General features: G+C 70.3%; 14 protein-coding genes. 1 reads left to right on the top strand and 13 read right to left on the bottom strand.

Annotation, left to right across the window (positions count from 1 at the left end):
- Positions 1-108 precede the first annotated feature (108 nt).
- Positions 109-1983, top strand: a complete 1875-nt coding sequence (locus tag ABD331_RS03745) for a glycoside hydrolase family 127 protein (protein ID WP_344470814.1) — start codon at positions 109-111, stop codon at positions 1981-1983.
- A gap of 59 nt (positions 1984-2042) precedes the next feature.
- Here the strand turns inward: ABD331_RS03745 and ABD331_RS03740 are convergent, their stop codons facing one another.
- From ABD331_RS03740 to ABD331_RS03680, 13 genes are read right to left on the bottom strand one after another with little or no spacing between them, the layout of a single operon-like run.
- Positions 2043-3338, bottom strand: coding sequence for a glycoside hydrolase family 28 protein (locus ABD331_RS03740; RefSeq protein WP_344470813.1), 1296 nt, complete (start codon positions 3336-3338; stop codon positions 2043-2045).
- Positions 3335-5308 carry a hypothetical protein gene (locus ABD331_RS03735; RefSeq protein WP_344470812.1) on the bottom strand — a complete coding sequence of 658 codons (1974 nt, stop codon included), beginning with the start codon at positions 5306-5308 and terminating at the stop codon, positions 3335-3337. Before ABD331_RS03735 ends, ABD331_RS03740 begins: the two co-directional genes overlap by 4 nt.
- Positions 5305-6306: a DUF5605 domain-containing protein gene (locus ABD331_RS03730; RefSeq protein ID WP_344470811.1), complete on the bottom strand. Its 1002-nt coding sequence runs from the start codon at positions 6304-6306 to the stop codon at positions 5305-5307. The genes ABD331_RS03735 and ABD331_RS03730 overlap by 4 nt, the downstream gene beginning before the upstream one ends.
- Positions 6303-7682, bottom strand: coding sequence for a DUF5060 domain-containing protein (locus ABD331_RS03725; protein ID WP_344470810.1), 1380 nt, complete (start codon positions 7680-7682; stop codon positions 6303-6305). Before ABD331_RS03725 ends, ABD331_RS03730 begins: the two co-directional genes overlap by 4 nt.
- A gap of 14 nt (positions 7683-7696) precedes the next feature.
- The gene (locus ABD331_RS03720) at positions 7697-9127 is read right to left on the bottom strand and encodes an ABC transporter substrate-binding protein (protein WP_344470809.1); all 1431 of its coding nucleotides are present in this window, start codon (positions 9125-9127) and stop codon (positions 7697-7699) included.
- Complete coding sequence (locus ABD331_RS03715) at positions 9127-10308, bottom strand: sialidase family protein (RefSeq protein ID WP_344470808.1); 1182 nt, start codon at positions 10306-10308, stop codon at positions 9127-9129. The genes ABD331_RS03720 and ABD331_RS03715 overlap by 1 nt, the downstream gene beginning before the upstream one ends.
- Positions 10305-11384, bottom strand: coding sequence for a sialidase family protein (locus ABD331_RS03710; protein WP_344470807.1), 1080 nt, complete (start codon positions 11382-11384; stop codon positions 10305-10307). The genes ABD331_RS03715 and ABD331_RS03710 overlap by 4 nt, the downstream gene beginning before the upstream one ends.
- Positions 11381-12421, bottom strand: coding sequence for an ABC transporter ATP-binding protein (locus ABD331_RS03705; protein WP_344470806.1), 1041 nt, complete (start codon positions 12419-12421; stop codon positions 11381-11383). The genes ABD331_RS03710 and ABD331_RS03705 overlap by 4 nt, the downstream gene beginning before the upstream one ends.
- Positions 12418-13416: an ABC transporter ATP-binding protein gene (locus ABD331_RS03700; protein ID WP_344470805.1), complete on the bottom strand. Its 999-nt coding sequence runs from the start codon at positions 13414-13416 to the stop codon at positions 12418-12420. The genes ABD331_RS03705 and ABD331_RS03700 overlap by 4 nt, the downstream gene beginning before the upstream one ends.
- On the bottom strand, positions 13391-14527 hold the full coding sequence (locus ABD331_RS03695) for an ABC transporter permease (protein WP_344470804.1): 1137 nt from the start codon (positions 14525-14527) through the stop codon (positions 13391-13393). Before ABD331_RS03695 ends, ABD331_RS03700 begins: the two co-directional genes overlap by 26 nt.
- A 6-nt stretch (positions 14528-14533) precedes the next feature.
- A complete protein-coding gene (locus ABD331_RS03690) occupies positions 14534-15532 on the bottom strand; it encodes an ABC transporter permease (RefSeq protein WP_148442183.1) in 999 nt (332 codons plus the stop codon).
- A gap of 9 nt (positions 15533-15541) precedes the next feature.
- The gene (locus ABD331_RS03685) at positions 15542-17530 is read right to left on the bottom strand and encodes an ABC transporter substrate-binding protein (RefSeq protein WP_344470803.1); all 1989 of its coding nucleotides are present in this window, start codon (positions 17528-17530) and stop codon (positions 15542-15544) included.
- A gap of 18 nt (positions 17531-17548) precedes the next feature.
- Positions 17549-19894, bottom strand: coding sequence for an Ig-like domain-containing protein (locus tag ABD331_RS03680; RefSeq protein ID WP_344470802.1), 2346 nt, complete (start codon positions 19892-19894; stop codon positions 17549-17551).
- Positions 19895-19989 lie beyond the last annotated feature (95 nt).

The raw sequence follows: 19989 nt of genomic DNA, 5'->3' as shown, positions 1-19989 counted from the left end.
GGGCGCATAAACCTCTCGTCAAGCCTCCTTCGCTTCTCGCGCCGCCGTCAAGATGTGTATAGATATTCATGTCTTGTTGGATATGTGAACCTGAGGCACGATGGCCGCATGAGCGATGATGCGGTGGTACGGCCGCGCCCCGAAGCGGTAGTGACCCTGCGACCCGCCTCCGGCGCGCGGATCGAGGGCGGTTTCTGGGGCGCCAGGCAACGGGTCAACCGCGACGTGACGATCCCGCTGGGCGCCCGGCGCATTCGCGAGTCCGGCGCCTTCGCCAACCTGGAGGCCGCCGCCCGCGGCGCCGGAGGGGAGCACCGCGGCAAGGTCTTCGCCGACTCCGACGTCTACAAGTGGCTGGAGGCGCTGGCCTGGGAGCGCGGCAGGGCCGACAGCGACGGGCTGGCGCGGGCGTACGAGGAGGCGGCCGGGCTCGTCGCCGCCGCCCAGGCCCCGGACGGCTACCTGCACACCCACACCCAGCTCACCGGCCGCGAACGCTACAGCGACCTGGCCTCCAGCCACGAGCTCTACTGCGCAGGCCACCTCATGCAGGCCGCCGTCGCCGGCAGCCGCGCACTCGGCGACGACACGCTGCTGCGGGTGGCCGCGAAGTTCGCCGACCACCTCGTCAAGGACCTGCCCGCCGACGCGCTCGACGGGCACCCGGAGATCGAGACCGCCCTGGCCGAGCTCTACCGGGAGACCGGCGTCCGCCCGTACCTCGACCTGGCCGCCCGCATGGTCACCGGCCGCGGGCACGAGCGGCTCCCGCTCAAGGGCCACCACGGGCCGGGCATCCGCCAGGACCGGGTGCCGCTGCGGGACGCCACCACCGTCGAGGGGCACGCCGTCCGCGCCCTGTACCTGGCCGCCGGGGCCACGGACGTCGCCGCCGAGACCGGCGACGGCGACCTGCTCGCCGCGCTCACCCGCCAGTGGCGCGACATGGTGGCGACCAAGACGTACCTCACCGGCGGGCTCGGCTCCGTCTGGTACGGCGAGCAGTTCGGCGGGCCGCACGAGCTGACCCCCGAGACCGCCTACTGCGAGACCTGCGCCGCCGTCGCGAGCGTGCAGTGGTCGTGGCGCATGCTCCTGGCCACCGGCGAGCCCGGCTACGCGGACCTGATGGAGCGCACCCTGTACAACGCCGTCCTGCCGGGCCTCTCCCTCGGCGGCGACCGCTTCTTCTACGTCAACGCGCTGCGGGTGCGCGCCGGCGCCAACCCGGACGACCGGCGCGCCGCCGCCCGGGGCCGCCAGGACTGGTACGGCACCGCCTGCTGCCCGCCGAACGTCATGCGCCTGCTCTCCTCCCTCGGCCACTACCTCGCCACCCGGTCCGAGGACGGCGTCCAGCTCCACCTGTACGCGTCCGGCACCGTCCGGGCGGGGGACGTGCTGCTGGAGGTGCGGACCGGATACCCGTGGGACGGGCGCGTCGAGATCGTCGTCCGGGAGACCCCCGAACGGCCGTGGACGTTCTCGGCCCGCATCCCTTCGTGGGCCGACGGCGCGAGTGTGAACGCGGAGCCCGCCGAACCCGGATACCACCGGATCCGGCGCGCCTGGCGGCCCGGCGACCGCGTCACGCTCGACCTCGCCGTCCGCCCCCGCCTCACCGCCGCCGTCCCCCGCCTCGACGTGGCCCGCGGGCAGGTCGCCGTCGAGCGCGGCCCGCTCGTCTACTGCCTGGAGCAGCCCGACCACCCGGGCGTCATCGTGGACGACCTGTGCCTGGCCGCGACGCCCGGCCTGCGCGACGGCGCCCCGATCGCCGGCCTGCCCGCGGAGGTGGTGCCGATGATCGCACGCGGGCGGATCCACGCGCATCGCGACGAGGACGCGGGCTTCCCCTACCGCACCGCCGCCGCCCCCCGCGAGCCCGAGCACACCGGGCCGGTGGACCTCACGTTCGTGCCGTACTACGCCTGGGCCAACCGCGGCGCAGGGCCGATGACGATCTGGACCCCCATGCACTGAGACGAGGGCGGTGGCCGCACGCGCTCATGCGGCCACCGCCCTCGTCGAAGCGCGTGCGGCTAGCCGACCGTGACCCCGGTGACCGACAGGCCTTCGACGTCCATGGCCACGTCCGCCCGCGACGTCCGCGCGAACGAGCTGTCCCTGATCGTGATGTCCCGCAGCGGCTGCTCGGGATACCCCCGCAGCAGGTACGCGCTGCGCGTGCGATCGCTGCGCACCCCCGCCACGTGCACGTCGCGGATCGGCGGCGGGTCGTCGCCGTTGTGCCCGTCACCGTGGTAGAGGTCGATGGAGACGACCTCCTTGGTCAGCTCGCCGACCTCCACGTCGCGCACGTAGACGTTCTCCACGAAGCCGCCGCGCACCGAGTTCGTCTTGATGTAGAGCCCGAAGTAGAGCCCCTTGCCGCCCCACCGGCAGCGCTGGACGAACACGTTGCGGATGCCGCCGGTGGTGTCGGTGCCGATGGCGACGGAGCCGTACCGGTAGCGCATCTCGCAGTCCTCGATCAGCACGTCCTCGCACGGCACCCCGACGCGGCGCCCGTCGGGGCCGCGCCCGGCCTTGACGGCGATGCAGTCGTCGCCGACGTCGAACACGCAGCCGGAGATGACCACCGACCGGCACGACTCGGGGTCGCAGCCGTCGTTGTTGGGGCCGCGCGAGTAGATGGACACGTTCCTGACCAGCACGTTCTCGCACCGCACCGGGTGGATCTCCCACATGGGGGAGCGGACGATACGCACCCCCTCCACCAGCACGTTCCTGCACAGGTAGGGCTGGATCAGGTTGGGCCGCAGGTAGTGGCCCGCGCCGAAGACGCGCTCCTCGACCGGCACGCCATCGGCGGCCATGCGTTGCAGGGCGGCCCAGTCCTCGTCCTCCCACGGCATGCCCTCGCGGTAGCCGAACTCCGGCGTGCCCACCCACGGCCACCAGTGCTCGGGCCCCGCCGAGCCGTCGAGCGTGCCCTCGCCGGTGATCGCGATGTTCTCCTGGCCGTAGGCATAAATGAAGGGCGAGTAGTTGTAGCACTCGATGGCGGAGAAGCGGGTGTGGACGGCCGGGAGGTAGTCGGCGGGGTCGGTGCTGAACAGGATCGTCGCGCCCGCCTCGACGTGCAGGTCCACGTTGCTGAGCAGGTGGATGGCGCCGGTCGGGTGCGTTCCCGGTGGGACGCGGACGTGGCCGCCGCCCGCCTCGTGGCACGCCTGGATCGCGGCCCTGAACGCCTGCGTGCCCTGCCCGTAGGAGGTCACGTCGAACCAGCGGTCGGGGAACTGCGGCGGGCGCACCCGGTCCCGCAGCTCGTCCGCGTACCGCCAGGCCTCTTCCTCGGTGGCGAACTTCATGACACCTTCCTCATGCGCAGGGCGTGGTAGAGCGGCAGCGCGATCACCCAGGACGGGTTCCAGGTGTTCGCCTCGCCGGTGCGCTGCCAGTTGGTCTGGAAGAAGCCCTCGCCCTGCTCGCCGGGGGTCTGGAAGCCCCAGTCGCCGGGCTCCTGGCAGATGCCCTGGCCCATGGCGTGCAGGATGCGGTCCGCCTGCTCGGCGTACCAGGCCCGGCCGGTGGTCAGGCCGAAGTCGCTCAGCTCGGAGGTGGGGAAGAACACGTCGAGGTGGTGGTTCTGGACGCTGACTGTCGGCCAGCCGCACGCCTTGAAGCCGCGCCGCTCGAACGTGCTGCCCTTGTCGTACTCGGGCGACCACACGTAGACGAACGTCAGCAGCCAGTCGGCCGCCGTCTCCGCCCACTGCGCGTACCGCTCCTGGCCGGTGAGCTGGTACAGCTCCCAGGCGGCCAGGAAGAAGTACATCCCGGCCTCCTTGTCCTCGCCCGAGGCGTCGAGGGTGGCGTGCGCGAACGGCCGCTCGTACGTGGCCGCGTGCAGCCGGTGGTAATCGGCCAGCACCTCCTCGGCGCGCATCAGCCACATGCGCTCCCCGCTCAGCCGGTACGCCCCCAGCATGGCCTGCACGCACGCGATGCCCGCCGCGCTGACCATGGGCGAGACCGCCGTGCCGTGCGGCGTCCAGCCGATCGGGACGACGCCCTCGGGCAGCCGCGTGTGCCAGAACAGCGCGGCGGCGTCCTCCACCGCCTCCTGCCACCCAGGCGGCACGTTTAGGCCGGCCTCCCTGAACTGCAGCGCGAGCGCCGCCAGGTCGGCGATCGTCTCTCCGTGCGCGCGGCTGGACACGAAGTCGGCGTCGTTCCTGCGGAACATCTCCCACCGGCCCTCGTCGACCAGGTAGCGGGCGTGGCGCAGCCCGCGCACCGGCGTGGCGCTGCCCTCGACGTAGAAGCCCGCCGCCCGCCCGGCCCGCTCGAAGCGCCCGAGCATGGCGTCGCACCGCGCCAGCTTCATGCACTGGCCGGTCCACCCGTACAGGTACGAGCGGGGCCGGCCGTGGCGGACGCCCTCGTAGGCGAGGTAGCCGTCGCCGTCCCAGCGCGCGTCCATGGCGATGGTCTTCAGCCGGACGATCTCGTCGATGGGCAGCGGCCTGGCGGCCTCGTTCTGGTAGAGCCGGGTGTGCACGAGCTTGGTGAACCCGAGACCGCGCGGCTCCACCGGGCCCCAGTCGAGGGTGTGGCGGGTGACGATCGTCTCTCCTGGGGCGAGGTCCCGGTAGCCGAGCGGCCGCGCCTCCACCTGGGCCTTGCTGACGTAGCAGACGTCGGGCTCGCCGTTGAACGCGATCACGCCGCTCATCGCCGTCACCGCGGGCCCCGGCAGGACGCCGAGCGACCCGTAGGCGACCTTGCCGTCCTCGTCCCTGATGGCCTCCGGGTGGGCGAACAGGCTGAGGTAGCGGTCGTCCCAGGCGGCGTTGACGGCGGGGATGGGCAGGCGGTGCTCCTCGCACACGTACCCGAGGTGCGGGACCTGGCGGTCCGGGCCGGACGACGGGTTGTCGTTGTAGAGCACGCCCGGCATGGTGACGTGGGCGTCCTGGACGGGGAGGGGGAGCAGGAGGCCCGCCGCCACGTCGGCGAGCTCGCCGTCCGTGTCGTTGCGCCAGATGGTGGTGAGGGTGAGCAGGCCGCCGGGGGTGAAGGCCAGCTTCAGGCTCGCGCTCAGCCCGCCGGCCCGCGCGGTCACCACGACCGTGTCCTCGCGCAGGTGGACGGCGCCGGGCTCGGCGGGTTCGACGCGCCACGGCCGGCCCGCCGAGGCGGTGAGCAGGCCGCGGAGCGGCGCACGCAGATGCGGGCCGCCCGCGTCCCGGTGGCTCAGGTGCAGCTCCGGGCCGTCGGGACCCGCCACCACCTCGACGAGCTTCCCCCCGGGTTCGGCGATGCGCGGGAGCGTCATGACACCCGCCGCAGCCGGATGGCCTGCCCGACCGTCCCGGGCAGCGGGACCGTCACCGAAGGCCCCTCCTGTACCCCGTGCGGCGTCACCGTCATCCCCCACGTGTCGATCACCTCGACCTCGTACCGGCCCTCCGGCACGTCGTAGGCGCGCTCGGGGAACCGGTGCTCGCCGCAGAACTCCAGGTAGTACTCCCCGGGCACCTGCAGCATCGGCGCGTCGCGGTCGACGTACCCGGCCTCGTCCGGGATGGTGACGAGCACCTGCCGCAGCAGCCGCAGCCGCGGCACCGCCTCGCCGACGAGCGTCCCGCCGCCCTGCGACCAGGTCAGGCCGTCCTCGTCGAGGTAGGACTCCCCGTGCGTGACGCACCGCCGCCGCACGGCCCCGTCCCAGGCCTGGGCGACGACCTCCTGCGGGGTGAGGCTGAGCCAGGGGTCGGGCGCGTCGCCCTCGTAGCCGCACATGTCCATGGCGACCGGCTGGTGGTGGTCGCGCGTCTGGACCCACGCGTCGCGCGGGCTGCGCGCGGCGACGCTGCCGTGCGTGAAGCCGCGCCGCCACAGCAGCGGCGACTCGGCGGGCACGGTGATGGACAGCGGGTGGTGGCCGGGGTCCTCCTCGGCGACCAGGCCGGCCAGGCGCACCCAGTCGTGCTCGGAGATGCCGGGGAAGAGCGAGGGGTCGGCCGACAGCGACCACCACACGTTCGGATGCGCGGCCAGGCGTGGCACCACCTCCGTCAGGCAGCGGGCCGCGGCGTCCGCGTCGGCGATGCCGTCGTCCGGGTGCAGCAGCACCAATTCGGCCGTCACCCCGATCCCGGCCAGCTCCGTCACCCGCTCCTCCAGCGAGTCGAGGCTGCACCGGCCCGCCAGCGCCGCCATCCGGACCCGGTCGAAGGGGGAGGACTCCAGCGTGGCGAGCGTCCTGGCGCGCCGGTTGGCGCCTTGCAGGTGCCAGGCCAGCGCGGTCGTCGCCATCCCATTGATGATCATGAAACCCTCGTCATCCGCAGCGCCAGGTACGGCCGGCGCGGCAGCGCCACCCGCGCCTGCTTCCGGTGCGCGCCGTCCACCGGGGTGATCGTCATGTTCCAGGCGTCGATCAGCTCGACCTCGTAGGCGCAGCCGTCGTCGGGCAGGTCCACCGTGACGGCGGACGCCTGCCGCCGCCCGAGGTAACGCAGCAGCACGCCGTCGCGGCGCGCCTCCATGACCTGGCGCAGGAAGGCGATCCTGGCGGGGCTCTGCCCGTACAGGCCGCCGCCGTTGCCGATCCACGCCCGCTCCTCGAAGCCGGACATCGACTCGCCGTGGCCCGCGTAGCCGCCGCGCGCCATGGCCTCCCAGAACCGGTCCACCAGCTCCTCGCCGGTGACGTTGCCCCAGCGCCTGCCGATGTTGCCCTCGTAGCAGATCTCGTCGAGCACCACGGGCTTGCCGCAGGCGCGCAGCCACTCGTCGGTGGGGGTGACGTCCCAGTGCTGGATGCTCTGGTGGGTGACCCAGGGCTTGGTGAAGTCGTAGAGGGTGGCGACCTCGTACATGCGGGTGCCGTTGTGGATGGAGCGCAGGTGCTCGTACGGGTCGAGCCGCACGATCGTGCGCAGGATGTCGTCCCAGTCCTCGACGGTCTTGGACTTGTTGAAGTCGTACTCGTTGGCGGCCGACCACCACACGTTGCGGTAGGCGGCCAGGCGGGCGATCACGTAACGGAGGTAGGCGTGGTCGGTCTCCCTGCCCATGTCCTGGATGCCGCGCCGGCCGAAGTCGTAGGGGTGGAAGAGGATGATGTCGGCCTCGACGCCCAGCTCCAGCAGGTCCCGGACGCGGGCCTCCAGGTGGCGGAAGAAGACCGGGTTGTACCGGGTCTTGTCCAGCCCGTCCGGGTCCGTGCCGGCGAACGGCAGCTCGGGCGGCGTCATCGCGCCGGTCGGCAGCACGCACATGCGCAGCTTGTTGAAGGGCGAGGCGGCCAGCGTGCGCAGCGTGCGCCGCTCGCGCTCCTCGTCCAGGTCGTGCGTCCAGTGGTACGCGGTGGTGCCGAACGGCAGGTACGGCGTGCCGTCGGCGTACTCGAAGTCGATGCCGGACGCGCGCACGGGGCCGTGGTTGCCCTCGGCGGCGGGCGACACCTCGAAGGCGCCCGCGTGGCCGTCCAGCTCGGTCACGTTACTGACGGTGGTGTAGCTCCACGGACCCACCGCGTCCGGCATGAACCGGACGCGGTAGACGCCGTCGCCGTCGTAGAAGCCGTCGGCCTCGACGATGCGATTGCGGAACTGGAACCGGGCCGACAGACGAACGTCAGCGAAGGGGTTGCCGTCGGACGGCCCGGTCAGCTCGATCTCGTGGACGCCCCAGCGTTCCACGGTGGGGGACAGTGTTACCAATCCTTCCCTGCGGCGGCCTGCGCCTTGATGTAGTTGGGGATGTCCTGCTGCTGGGACAGGGCCAGCGCCTGCTCGGGCGTGCCGCCGTCACGCAGGATGTGCTGGCGGTAGACCGACCACAGCGGCAGGTCCCAGAACTCGGTGTTCTGGTAGTTCGTCACGACGGCGTTCTCGCCCCAGTACACGGCCGACGTGTCGAGCTTGGCCAGCTCGGGCACGTTCTTGCCGAAGTTCGACACGACGGCGTCGGTCTGCAGCACGGCCTTGATGCCCTGCTTGGAGATCTCCGTCTGGGCCTCCTCCGACACCAGCCACTTCACGATCCGCAGCGCCTGATCCTTGTGCGCTGCCGACGGCGGGACGAACGCGGCCCTCGTGTTCGGCTGGTAGATGGTCTTGCCGCCGCGCTTGAGCACCGGGACCGCGCTGACCCCGATGTCCACGCTCTTGGCCTGCTCGGCGAAGGCCGCCTCGTCGCCGTCCTCGATGAACAGCTCGCTGCCCGCGTACATGTTCAGCCGCGACAGCGTCTCGACCGCCATGGCCAGGTGGCCCGGCTGGCTCATGTCGCCCTTGAAGAAGTCGGTGACGGTGGTGAACTCGTTGCGCGGGATCTCCAGGAAGCGGTACAGGTTGTCGACGTAGCTCTTCCAGGCGTCACTGCTGATGTCGACCTTGACGTCCTCGGGCGCGGGCTGCTCGCTCGTGGTCGGCAGGAACGGGTAGAGACCGGCCTGGTTGAAGTCCAGGTACTGGTCGGGGTGCTGCATGTAGCCCTTGTAGTGGTCCAGGCCGTCGTCCCTGGTGAGCTGCTTGGCCTTCTTGTACGCCTCGTCGTACGTCATCCCGGGCGAGGGATACTTCACCCGGAACTTGTCGAAGATCTTCTTGTTGTAGAGCAGCACGTGCTCGTCGATGAACAGCGGCACGCCGTAGATCCCGCCGTCGGAGCGCGACCTGGTCAGCTCCACGGCGGCCTTGTTCAGCGTGTTCACGTCGATGCCGGCCGCCTGGAGGTCGGCGGTCAGGTCGCCGACCCAGCCCAGCGGCTCCAGGTCGCGGTCGATGCGGTTCTTCGGGTCCTCGATGATGATGTCGGGCGTGACCCCGGCCTTCTTGAGGTCCTCGTACCGCACGGGGTAGTCCCACGTGGCGTACTTGATCTTGACGTCGGGGAACGCCGCGCGCAGCTTGTTGCCGATGACCTCGTCGAAGACCCTGGTCGCGGACCCCTGCTCGTCCGCGACGGTCGCCTCGAACGGCTTGTAGTTGGCCGCGAAGATGAACAGCTCGTCGTCGCAGACCTGGAACGGCAGGTTGTACTTGTTGCCGACGTCCTTGCAGGCCGCCGCCGAGGCGTTGGCGGGGACGGCGGTGACGGACAGAGCGAGTGCCAGCAGCGCGATCCCACGAACCTTGCTCATCATTCACTCTCCTTGGCGGGCGAATAACTGCACTGGCGCACGACGTTCCGCCGGACGTTGTTCCTGAACTCGGTGATCGTGTGCTCGGGCCAGTTGGACAGCAGGCCCACCGAGTTGCGGAGGAACTCCTCGTTGAAGACCACGTGGCGGATGTTGTTGCGGTTGTAGGAATAGACCATGTGGATGAAGCCGTCGGCGCTCTGCGTGAGCACCGGGTAGGTGAACTGCGGGCCCGACTGGGCCTCGACGTCCACCGTGTTCTCCCAGGTGCGCCCCTTGTCGGGCGACAGCGACACGCGCATGGGGGAGCGGTGCTCCACCCACGGGTTGTAGGCCAGCACGAGCTTGCCGTCGGCCAGCTTCAGCGCGGCGACGCGGGAGTTCGGGTTGCCGATCGGCTCGGCGACGGGAGCGCTCCAGGTGCGGCCGAAGTCGGTGGACTCGCTCTTGTGGATCGCCTTGTCGCCGGTCCGCAGGTAGGCGACCAGCCTGCCCGGCTCCACCTCCACCACCGTCGGCTGGATCGAGCCGCCCGGCGTGCGGATCCACGCCCCGGTGTCCTCCGGATACGCCTTCCACGTGCTCAGGTCCTGGCTGAAGACGTAGAAGCCGGACGTGGAGTTCGCCTCGTCGTAGATCGGCAGCAGCACCTCGCCGTTCGACATGCGGATCGGGTTGGTGCCGACCATCCAGCCCCACTCGGAGCGGATGGTGCTCGGCTCGCCCCAGGTGCGTCCGCCGTCGTCGGAGGTGATGAGCCGGATGGAGGCCTGCTCCCAGCCGTGCCCCTCGATGACGACGAAGAACAGGTAGACCCGCTCGCCGTCCGACCACAGCACCGGGTTGCCGTCGGCCTTGCCCGGCTCGTCGAACACCACCTCCGGCTTGGACCAGGTCCGCTTGCCGGCCTCCAGGCGCGACAGGTAGAGCGCCTGGTTCGCGGCACCCTCCGACGTGCCGCCGTAGTAGACGGTCAGCAGGTCGCCCGTCGGAGCCTGCGTGATGGCGGCGGCGTGCACCTTGGGCACGGCCGGGTCGGGGGCGGCCACGTCCTGGCGGCAGGCGTACGCGCCGGTCGGCGCCACCTTCACGTCTCCGTCGTCAGGCCGGCCCGCCACGTACGAGGGCACCCCGACGGCGACCGCCAGCGCGCCGTATAAGAAGCTCTGTCTGAGTCTCATGAAGCGTCGATCTCCAGATGTTTGATGGTCTTCCTCAGGTAGGAGAAGGCGACGTGCAGCCGCCCTGCTCGGCCGTCGATGACGCTCGGATAGGAGTAACCGAGCTCGTTCTGCCAGTACTCGGAGTCGGAGTCCTGCAGCACCCGCCGGTGCGGCCAGTTCGCGCCGCCGTCCTCGGAGAGGGCGACGACCAGGGGGGTGCGCAGCGCCTTCCTGCGGCGCTGCCCGTTCTTGGTCACCCACCTGAACTGGTCGCGCTCCAGGCTCGCGTCGTTGTAGACGAGCGCGAGCCGTCCGTCGCCGAGCCTCGTGAGCTGGACGGAGGAGTCGTTGTTCGGCAGTCCGGTCCGCTCAGGAGCGGACCAGGTGCGGCCGTCGGCCGAGGCAGAGGCGTGGATCCGCCCCGCCCGCCGGTCGCGGAACATCGCCAGCAGCGCCCCGCCGGGCCGCTGGGCGATCGTCATCTGCACCAGGTCGCCGCTGCCGGGGACCTGGTGCTCGGTCCACGTGCGCCCGCCGTCCGCGCTGAGCTTGACCACGCTGTGGTCGCCGGCGGCGGTGCAGTGGTAGGCGGGCAGCACCCACGTGCCGTCGTCCAGGACGGCGGGCGGGTGCCGGATGAAGGTGCCAGGCTCGGCGAACAGCACGCGCGGCTCGCTCCACGTGCGGCCGGCGTCGGCCGAGGTGCGGGCCACCACGTGCGCGGTGGTCTGGTCGTGCGGCTCCATGGAGGTGTGCAGCAGCCACACCAGCCCGTCGCCGTCCTCGAACAGCACCGGGTTCTGCTCACTGCGCAGCGGGTCCGCCGCGACCAGCAGGGGCTCCTCCCAGCGGTCGCCGGTGCGGCGGGAGACCACCACGTTGGTGCCGGGGTCGCCTTCCCTCGGGCCGCTGAACCAGGTGGACAGCAGGTCGCCGCCGCGCGTGAGCAGCAGGTTGACCGCGTGGTTGTCGGGGCCGTGCGGCACCGGCAGCAGCGCCTCGCGGGCGCCGGGCAGCACGGCGGACGGCCGCACGACGCCGTCGAAGCGCGGGTCGGCCGCCTGGACGGCCGTGCCGGGTCGGGGGTCGCTCATGCGGTCACCTCTCGTACGTCGGGGTCGGGGACGCCGCGCAGGTCCAGCTCCTCCGCGAAGTGGCAGGCCACCCGCCGCCCGCCGACCTCGCGCAGCGGCGGGCGCTCGGTGCGGCACTCGTCCCTGGCGTACACGCAGCGCGGGTTGAACGGGCATCCAGGCGGCACGTTCGCCGGGTCGGCGATGTCGCCGAGCAGCTTGATCCGCTCGCGGTGCCGCTTGGCCGCCGGGTCGGGGTCGGGCACGGCCGACAGCAGCGCCTCGGTGTAGGGGTGCAGCGGCCGCGTGTACAGCTCCTCGGTGGGAGCCTGCTCGACCACCCGGCCCAGGTACATGACCGCGACCACGTCCGAGACGTGCTCGACGATGCCCAGGTCGTGGCTGACGAACAGGAAGCCCAGGTCCGACTCCTCCTGGAGGTCCATCAGCAGGTTGAGGATCTGCGCGCGCACCGACACGTCCAGCGCGCTGACCGCCTCGTCGGCGACCACCAGCCGGGGCGAGAGCGCCAGCGCCCGCGCGATCCCGACGCGCTGCCGCTGCCCGCCGCTGAACGCGTGCGGGTAGCGGCCGGCGTACTCGGGGCGCAGGCCGACGCGTTCGAGCAGCTCGCCGACGCGCTGGTCGATCTCCTCCTTGGTGCCGTAGTCGTGCACCCGCATCGGCTCGCCGATGATCTCGCGCAGCGTCTTGCGCGGGTTGAGCGACGAGTGCGGGTCCTGGAAGATCATCCGCACTTCCGTCCTGTACGGCTTGAGCTCCTTCTCCTTCAGCCCCGCCACGTCGATCACCGAGCCGTCGGGCCGCCGGTAGAGCATCCGCCCGCCGGTCGGGTCGTGCGCCCGCACGATGCACCGGCCCAGCGTCGTCTTGCCGCAGCCGGACTCGCCGACCAGGCCGAGCGTGGTGCCCGCCGCGAGGTCCAGATCGACCTCGTCCACCGCCTTCACCGCGCCGACCTGCCGGCCCAGCAGGCCGCTGCGGATGGGGAAGTGCTTGGTGAGTCCCTCGATCCGCAGCAGCGGTTCGGTGCTCATACGTCCTCCTCCTCGTACAGCAGGCACGAGACCTGGCGGTCCCCGACCTGGAGCAGGCGCGGCTCCACCGCGTCGCACCGCCCGGCCACCACGTGGTCGCAGCGCGGGTGGAAGAAGCAGCCGTCCGGCCGCGCGTACGGGGCCGGCACCATGCCCTTGATCGCCGTCAGCCGCCGCTGCCCGGCCCGCCCCAGCCGGGGCATCGAGCGCAGCAGCGCCTGCGCGTAGGGGTGGCGGGGCGCGGCCAGCACCTGCTCGGCGGTGCCGTACTCGACGACCCGGCCCAGGTACATGACGGCCATGCTGTCGGCCACCTGCGCCGCCACCCCGAGGTCGTGCGTGATCAGCATGATCGCCATGCCGAACTCGTCCTGCAGATCCCGCAGCAGCTCCAGGATCTGCGCCTGCGTGGTGACGTCCAGCGCGGTCGTCGGCTCGTCGGCGATGAGCAGGCTGGGCCGGCACGACAGCGCCATCGCGATCACGGCGCGCTGCCGCATCCCGCCGCTCAGCTCGAACGGGTAGGCGTCCACCCGCCGGTGCGGCATCGGGATGCCGACCCGGTCAAGCATCTCGATCGCCCGCTTGCGGGCCGCGGCCTTGCCGACGTTGTCGTGCAGCCGCACCGCCTCGACGATCTGGCTGCCGATGGTGTGCACGAGGCTGAGCGAGGCCATCGGCTCCTGGAAGACCATCGCGATGTCGTTCCACCTGACCTGCCGCAGCAGCTTGGTGTCCGCGCCGACCAGCTCGACGGGGCCGTTCTCGCGGTACAGCGTGATCCTCCCGCCCTCGATCTGGCCCGGCGGATCCACCAGGCGCAGGATCGAGCGGGCCATGACGCTCTTGCCGCAGCCGGACTCGCCGACGATGGCCAGCGTCTCGCCCTTGCGGACCCGCAGGTCCACGCCGTCCACGGCGCACACGACGCCGTCGTCCATGAGGAAGTGCGTGCGCAGGTCCTCGATCTCAAGCAGCACGTCGTCTGCGGGCACGCCTGCTCACCCTCCTATTGCCGTACGGATCGGCCGCGTCGCGCAGCCCGTCACCGAAGAAGTTCATGGCGACCACGACGACCACCACCGCGACGCCCGGCGCGAGCAGCCACGGCGCGTTCGCCACGACGCGCACGTTCTGCGCGCCCTCCAGCAGCACGCCCCAGCTCACGGCCGGAGCCTGCAACCCCAGGCCGAGGAAGCTCAGGCTGGTCTCGCCGAGGATCATGGCCGGGATGGCCAGCGACAGCGACGCGATGATGTGGCTGGCGAACGACGGGATCATGTGCCGGAAGATGATCGACAGCCGGCCCACGCCGTCCAGCCGGGCGGCGGTGACGAAGTCCTCCTCGCGCAGCGACAGGAACCGGCCGCGCACGTCGCGGGCCAGGCCGGTCCAGCCGATCAGTGACAGCAGCACCGTGATGGCGAAATATCGGGTCAGCGGCCCCCAGTCGGTGGGCAGCGCGGCCGACAGCGCCATCCACAGGGGCAGCGTCGGGATCGCCATCAGGAACTCGATGACCCGCTGCACGACGTTGTCGACGCCGCCCCCGAAGTATCCGGAGACGCCGCCGATGAGCATGCCGAGGAGGAAGCTCGCCGCCACGCCCACCAAGCCGATCGACAACGACACCCGGGCGCCGTGGATCAGCCTGGACAGCAGGTCGCGGCCGTTGGCGTCGGAGCCGAGCAGGAAGAACGGCCGGCCCTTGGTCTCCGGGCCGATCAGGTGGAGGTCGGACGGGATCAGCCCGAGCAGCTTGTACTCGTCGCCGTGCACGAACAGCCCGATCTCGGTCACCTGGGACGGATCCTCGGTGTAGGTCTGCGCGTACGTCGCCGGGTCGCGCTCGGTCGTGTACCCGTACACGTGCAGGCCGTGCTCGCCGGAGAAGCGCAGGACCTGCGGCGGCGCGTACGTCAGCGAGGTGTTCGCCGTCGAGCTGGACATCGGCGCGAAGAACTCCGCGAAGATGGCCACGAAGTACACCGGGATCAGGATCCCCGCCCCGATCATGGCGAGCCGGTGCCTGCGGAACTGCCGCCACATCAGCCGCCACTGCGGCAGCGTCCCTGCTTCCTGTCTCGTGGGTCGCCTGAGAAACATGTGGCGCTACTCTCTGTTGTACCGTTTGCGGATGCGCGGGTCCCACCACGCCAGCGCCAGGTCGCTCACCACCGTGCCGACCACGGTCAGCACGCTGAGGATCATGACGAAGCTGCCGACGAGGTACATGTCCTGGTTCATGACGCCGCTGAGCAGCAGCGGGCCGCCGGTGGGCAGGCTCATGACGACCGAGACGATGGTCTCCCCGCCGATCAGGCCGGGCAGCAGCCAGCCGACCGTGCTGAAGAACGGGCTGAGCGACATCCGCACCGGATACTTCAGCAGCAGCTTCCACTCCGGCAGCCCCTTGGCCCTGGCCGTGTGCACGTAGGGCCGGTAGAGCTCGTCGAGCAGGTTCGCCCTGGTCACCCGGATCATGCCGGCGGTGCCGGAGACCGCGATGACCGCGATCGGCACCCAGAGGTGCCCCGCCAGGTCCAGGACCTTGCCCAGGTTCCAGGCCGCGTCCTGGAACTGCGGTGAGAACAGCCCGCCCACGCTCGCGCCGAAGTAGCGGAACCCGATGTACATGAGGATCAGCGCCAGCATGAACTCGGGGATCGCCATCCCGATGAAGCCGAGGAAGGAGAAGCCGTAGTCACCGATGGAGTACTGCTTGACCGCGCTGTAGATCCCGATGGGGAACGCGATCGCCCAGACCAGGAGCAGCGAGCTGACCGACAGGATCGCCGAGAGCAGCACCCGCTCGCCGATGAGCGTCGAGACCGGCTGCTTCCAGGCAAACGATTGACCGAAGTCGCCGTTGAGGACGATGGCGGAGATCCAGCGCCAATACTGGACGAGGAGCGGGTCGTCCAGCCCGTACCGCAGCCGGAGGTTGGTGATCTGCGCAGGGGTGAGGCTCTCCCCGCCCGCCTGCGCGTTCGCGATCACCGTCGAGACGTAGTCACCCGGCGGCAGGTTGATGATGACGAACGTGACGATCGAGATCGCCCACAGCGTCACCACCACGTACACGAGGCGGCGGCCGAAATATCTCAGCACGTCGCCACCTCAGAAGGAGTACTGCTCGGGCATGGTCGGCCCGGGGGTCACCTGCGCGCTGGCCATGGAGTCGGGCACGTTCTTGAGCGTGTTGGAGACGATGCCGTACTCGTTCGGGTACGAGCTGATCCCGATCGCGTAGAACTGCTCCTTGGAGATCCGCACGACCTCCTTGGCGTGCTCCAGCGCCTTGTTGAAGTCCGGCTCGTTGCGCATCGCGGTGAACGCCTCCAACTGCGCGCGCACCTCCGCCGGCGGCTCGTCGCCGTTCTTGCCCTTGCTGCCGTACCACAGGGCCCAGCGGATGGCGTAGCGGGCGCTGCCGGAGTTGCTCGGCACGTAGTAGTGGTCGCCGCCGGTGCCGGTGATGATGTCGAAGTCGCTGCACGTGTACACGGACGCCTGCGGGTTGTTGCCCATCGTGCGCTCGGTGTACAGCGTGGCCGCGACCGGATCGACCCGCAGGCCGACCCCGACCGCGTCCCAGTGCTTCTTGACGAACTCCAGCGCCTGCACGTGGTGCGGGAAGTCGGTGTTGGACATGACGGTGATGGTCAGCGGCTTGCCGTCGGGGCCGAGCCGCTTGCCGCCGGAGTCCTTCTTCGTCAGCCCCGCCTTGTCCAGCAGCTCGTTGGCCTTGGCGACGTCGTACTCGGTGTACTGCTTGGCGAAGCCGGCGTCGTAGAGGGCGTTGGCCTTGGAGGGCGCCGCCTGCCACGGCTCGCCCTGGCCCGCGTACACGCCGTCGATGATCTCCTTGCGGTTGATCGCGTACGACAGCCCGATCCGGAAGTCCTCCTTCTGGAACAGCTCCCGCAGGTCGTCGTCGCCGATCGTCTGGTTGAACTGGATGATCATCGTGTTGCTGAGCCGGCTCGGCACGTCGAAGATCCGGTACTTGCCCTTCTCGGCGTTCTGCGCGATCAGCGGCTTGTTCTCCGGCGTGTTGAAGTTGCGGGTCTGCATGGTGATCTCGCCGTTCATGATCTTCAGCAGCTCCACCTCGACGTCCCCGAGGACCTCGGCCCTGAAGCGGTCGAGGTAGGGGAGCTGGCGCCCCTGCTGGTCGACCTTCCAGTAGTACGGGTTCCGCTCGGCCACCACCGCCGTGCCGTTGCCGAGCGCGTTGCTGATCTTCCACGGGTGCAGCGTGGGCATCTCGGCGTTGTGCGGGACGTCGTTCTTGTTCATGAACAACTGGGTCCAGTCCTCCAGCTGCTGCTCCTTGGCGAGCTGGTCGGCGTCCGGGTTGTACTTCTTGTGGAACTGCTTGAGGTAGTGCTTGGGCAGCAGGAGGCCGCTCGCCCCGCCCCGCTCGAAGGTGGAGACCGCGATCTGGAACAGCAGGCCCGCCTTCGGCTCCTTGTAGACGTAGCGCACGGTCCGCTCGTCCACCTTCTCGACCTTGGCCTTCTCGGTGGTGCTGCCGTTCTCCAGGAACAGGTCGTAGACGCCGGTCGTGTGCAGGTCGTGGTAGGTGGTCACGTCCTCGAACGCGAAGAGCATGTCGTCGGCCGTGCAGGGCTGGCCGTCGGACCACTTCAGGCCCTCGCGCAGGCGGAAGACGTATTCCCGGCCGCCGTCCTTGACCTCGAACTCGGCGACGTTCGGGATGATGTCGTCCGGGCCCTTCTGGCCGTTCGTGCCGGGCTTGAGACGGACCAGCGGCTCGTAGGCGAGCGTGTAGTACAGCCAGTCGAGGTCGTCCTCGCCGACCATGGCCGAGCTCCAGCTTCCGCCGTACTTGCCGGGCTCCTTGAGCGGGGTCACGACCAGCGGGTTCTTCGGCAGGCGCTGCTCCAGCGGCGGCAGCTTGCCGGCCTTGACCAGCTCCGCCAGCGCGGGCGCCTCCTTGGCCGAGGCGTCGGCGACCTGGGCGGCGCCGCCTCCGGCCGCGCTGGGGCTGGTGTCGAAGAAACTGCAGCCGGTGGCCGTGGCGAGCATCAGCAGGCCGCCGCCCCGGAGCAGGCTCCTCCTCGTGAACGCTTCGTTTGTCATGGGTGCTCCGTTCGGGGTCTAACGATTGACCTTGACCTGACTGAAGGTCGCCGTGGTGTAGACGTGGACGCCGTTCGGCTCCTGGTTGCCGTCCACGGCGAGGCCGACGTAGAACCTGCCGGTCCGCATGACGATGCGCTCGTAGCCGATGCGCTCCCAGTTGAGCGAGTTCTCCGAGAGGAAGGCCTCGAACTCGGTGTCGCCGCCGGTCGGCAGGCTCCGGCAGACCAGCCGCAGCCAGTACGACTTGTCGTCGTCCAGCGGATCCTCGCTGGTCGGCGGGTAGACGCCGACGCTCGGCGCCGTGCCGTGCGAGGCGACCCTGATGGCCTTGGCCCGCTTGCGAGAGCCGTCCTCGTTGCTGGCCGAGTAGCCGATGCCGGCCATCATGAACGGCGAGTTCGGCTCCAGGTCCTGCCGGATCATGATCCCGGCCACGGCGTCCACGTGGTTCTTGCTCACGCCGTCCAGCCGGGCGGTGATCTCCAGGACCTCGCCGCGCTTGCTGAAGCCGACCGCCTTGTAGGCGAAGTGGAAGGAGTCCTTCCAGCCGGCGACCTTGCCGGATCCCTTGATCGTGAACACGCCGTCCTTGAGCGCCGTGTTCCCGGGGATCGGCACCTCGCCGATGTCCTTGACCTGCCACCCCGAGTGCGTCCTGACGCGGTTGACGTGGATCGGCACCAGCGAGGAGGTGGTGGCCGAGCCGGTGCTGTCGGTGGCCCTGGCCGTCAGGAAGTAGGTGCCGTCCGTGACGCCCTTCCAGGTCGCCTGGTACGGCGCCGCCGTCGCCTCGCCGATCTTCTCGTCACCGTGGAAGAACTCGACCTTGGCGATCGTCGCGCCGTCGGCCGCCTTGGCGTCGGCCGTGATCGCGACGGGCTGCTTGTCCTTGTTCGCCGCGAACACCTGGTCGATCGTGGGGGAGGTGATCGCCACCGTGGGGTTGGCCGCTCCGGCCCGCTGGATCGAGTTCAGGTACCGCTCCAGGTTCGTGTACCCGTCGGCCCCGGCGGTCTTGGCGTCGTCGGCGTTGTTCGGGTCGAGCCCCTGCGCGGTCTCCCACTCGTCCGGGATGCCGTCCTTGTCGGTGTCGGCGGGCGCGGCCACCTCGGTGGGTAAGGGCAGGAAGCCGCCCACGTCCTTCTGGGAGTTGATGTGCCGGCCCGTGCCGGTGCGCGCCTCGCCGACCAGCCGGGCGTCGATGGCGTCCCGCCGCGGCAGGGTGGCCCCCGCCTGCTCCAGGACGGTCGCGTACGCCTGCCGCGGCGGCTGCTCGGTGATGCCGTTCGCGAACTCGACCGGCTGCGGCAGCAGCGTGATGCCGCCGATCGGGTAGGTGATGCCGAGCGTGTTGTCGGCCGTGACGTCGGCGTGCCCCTCGATCTCGTTGCCGCTGACGTGCCACTGGCCGAACCGGCCGGGTGCGACGATCTCCCTGGCGATCTTCGGCAGCGTGTTGGGGCCCGGCTTGTAGTAGTTACCGACCAGGTTGATGCCGTTGGACCACTCGCCGCCGTAGCAGGAGGTGATGCCGTGGTTGTAGATCACGTTGTTGCGGTGGTCGACGACCAGGCTCATGCCCTCGGTGAAGCTGAAGCGCGGGTTGCGCGCGTTCTCGTGGATCAGCAGGTTGTGGTGGTAGGTGATGTTGTCGCCACCCCACAGGCCGCCCATGCCGTGCCGGCCCTTGTCGTGCACCGAGTTCGTCAGGCCCTCGGAGATGATGCACCACTGGACGGTCACGTTGGTGTTGCCGTAGACGGAGAAGCACTCGTCCACGCCCCAGCTGAAGGAGCAGTGGTCGATGATGAGGTCCTTAACCCCGCGGGCGCCGAACGTGTCGATCGGGGTGCCCATCTCGTCGCCGCCGCGGAAGCGCAGGTGGCGCAGGATGATGTTGCTGCCCTTGATCTGCGTCTCGTTGCCGATGACGGTGACGCCGTGGCCGGGGGCGGTCTGGCCGGCGATCGTGAGGTTGGACCCGGTGATGTCGAGCCCGCCCTTGAGCCTGATGTTGCCGGCGACCCGGAAGACGATCGTGCCGTCCGACCTGGCGACCGCCTCGCGCAGCGACCCGGGGCCGTCGTCGTCCAGGGTGGTCACCTCGTAGACGGCGCCGCCCCGGCCGCCGGTGGTGTACATGCCCGCGCCCTCGGCGCCGGGGAAGGCCGGGATCTTGGGCTTGGCCGCGGCGGTCGCCGGCGCGCTCGCGCTCGGGCCGCCGCTGGGCTGGGGCGTCGGGGAGGCCGCCGCGGCCGGGCCCGCCCAGGCCACGGCGGGCGTGGCCAAGGCCGCCGAGCGCACGAAAGTGCGGCGGCTGAATTCTGATTGCTGGGGATCGAAGCCAGGGGCCTCGGCCATCGAAACGCTCTCTTTCCGCCCCGGGAATAGGCAGGGCTGTGCCATGAATCGGCACACTCCGGACCACGCTGTCGCTAGGTGAGAATTTTTATTCA

It is taken from the genome of Nonomuraea monospora, from assembly GCF_039531895.1.
Classification (GTDB): Bacteria; Actinomycetota; Actinomycetes; order Streptosporangiales; family Streptosporangiaceae; genus Nonomuraea; species Nonomuraea monospora.
Note: the sequence above shows the minus strand (reverse complement) of the source record. Positions and strands in the feature narration are given on the sequence as shown.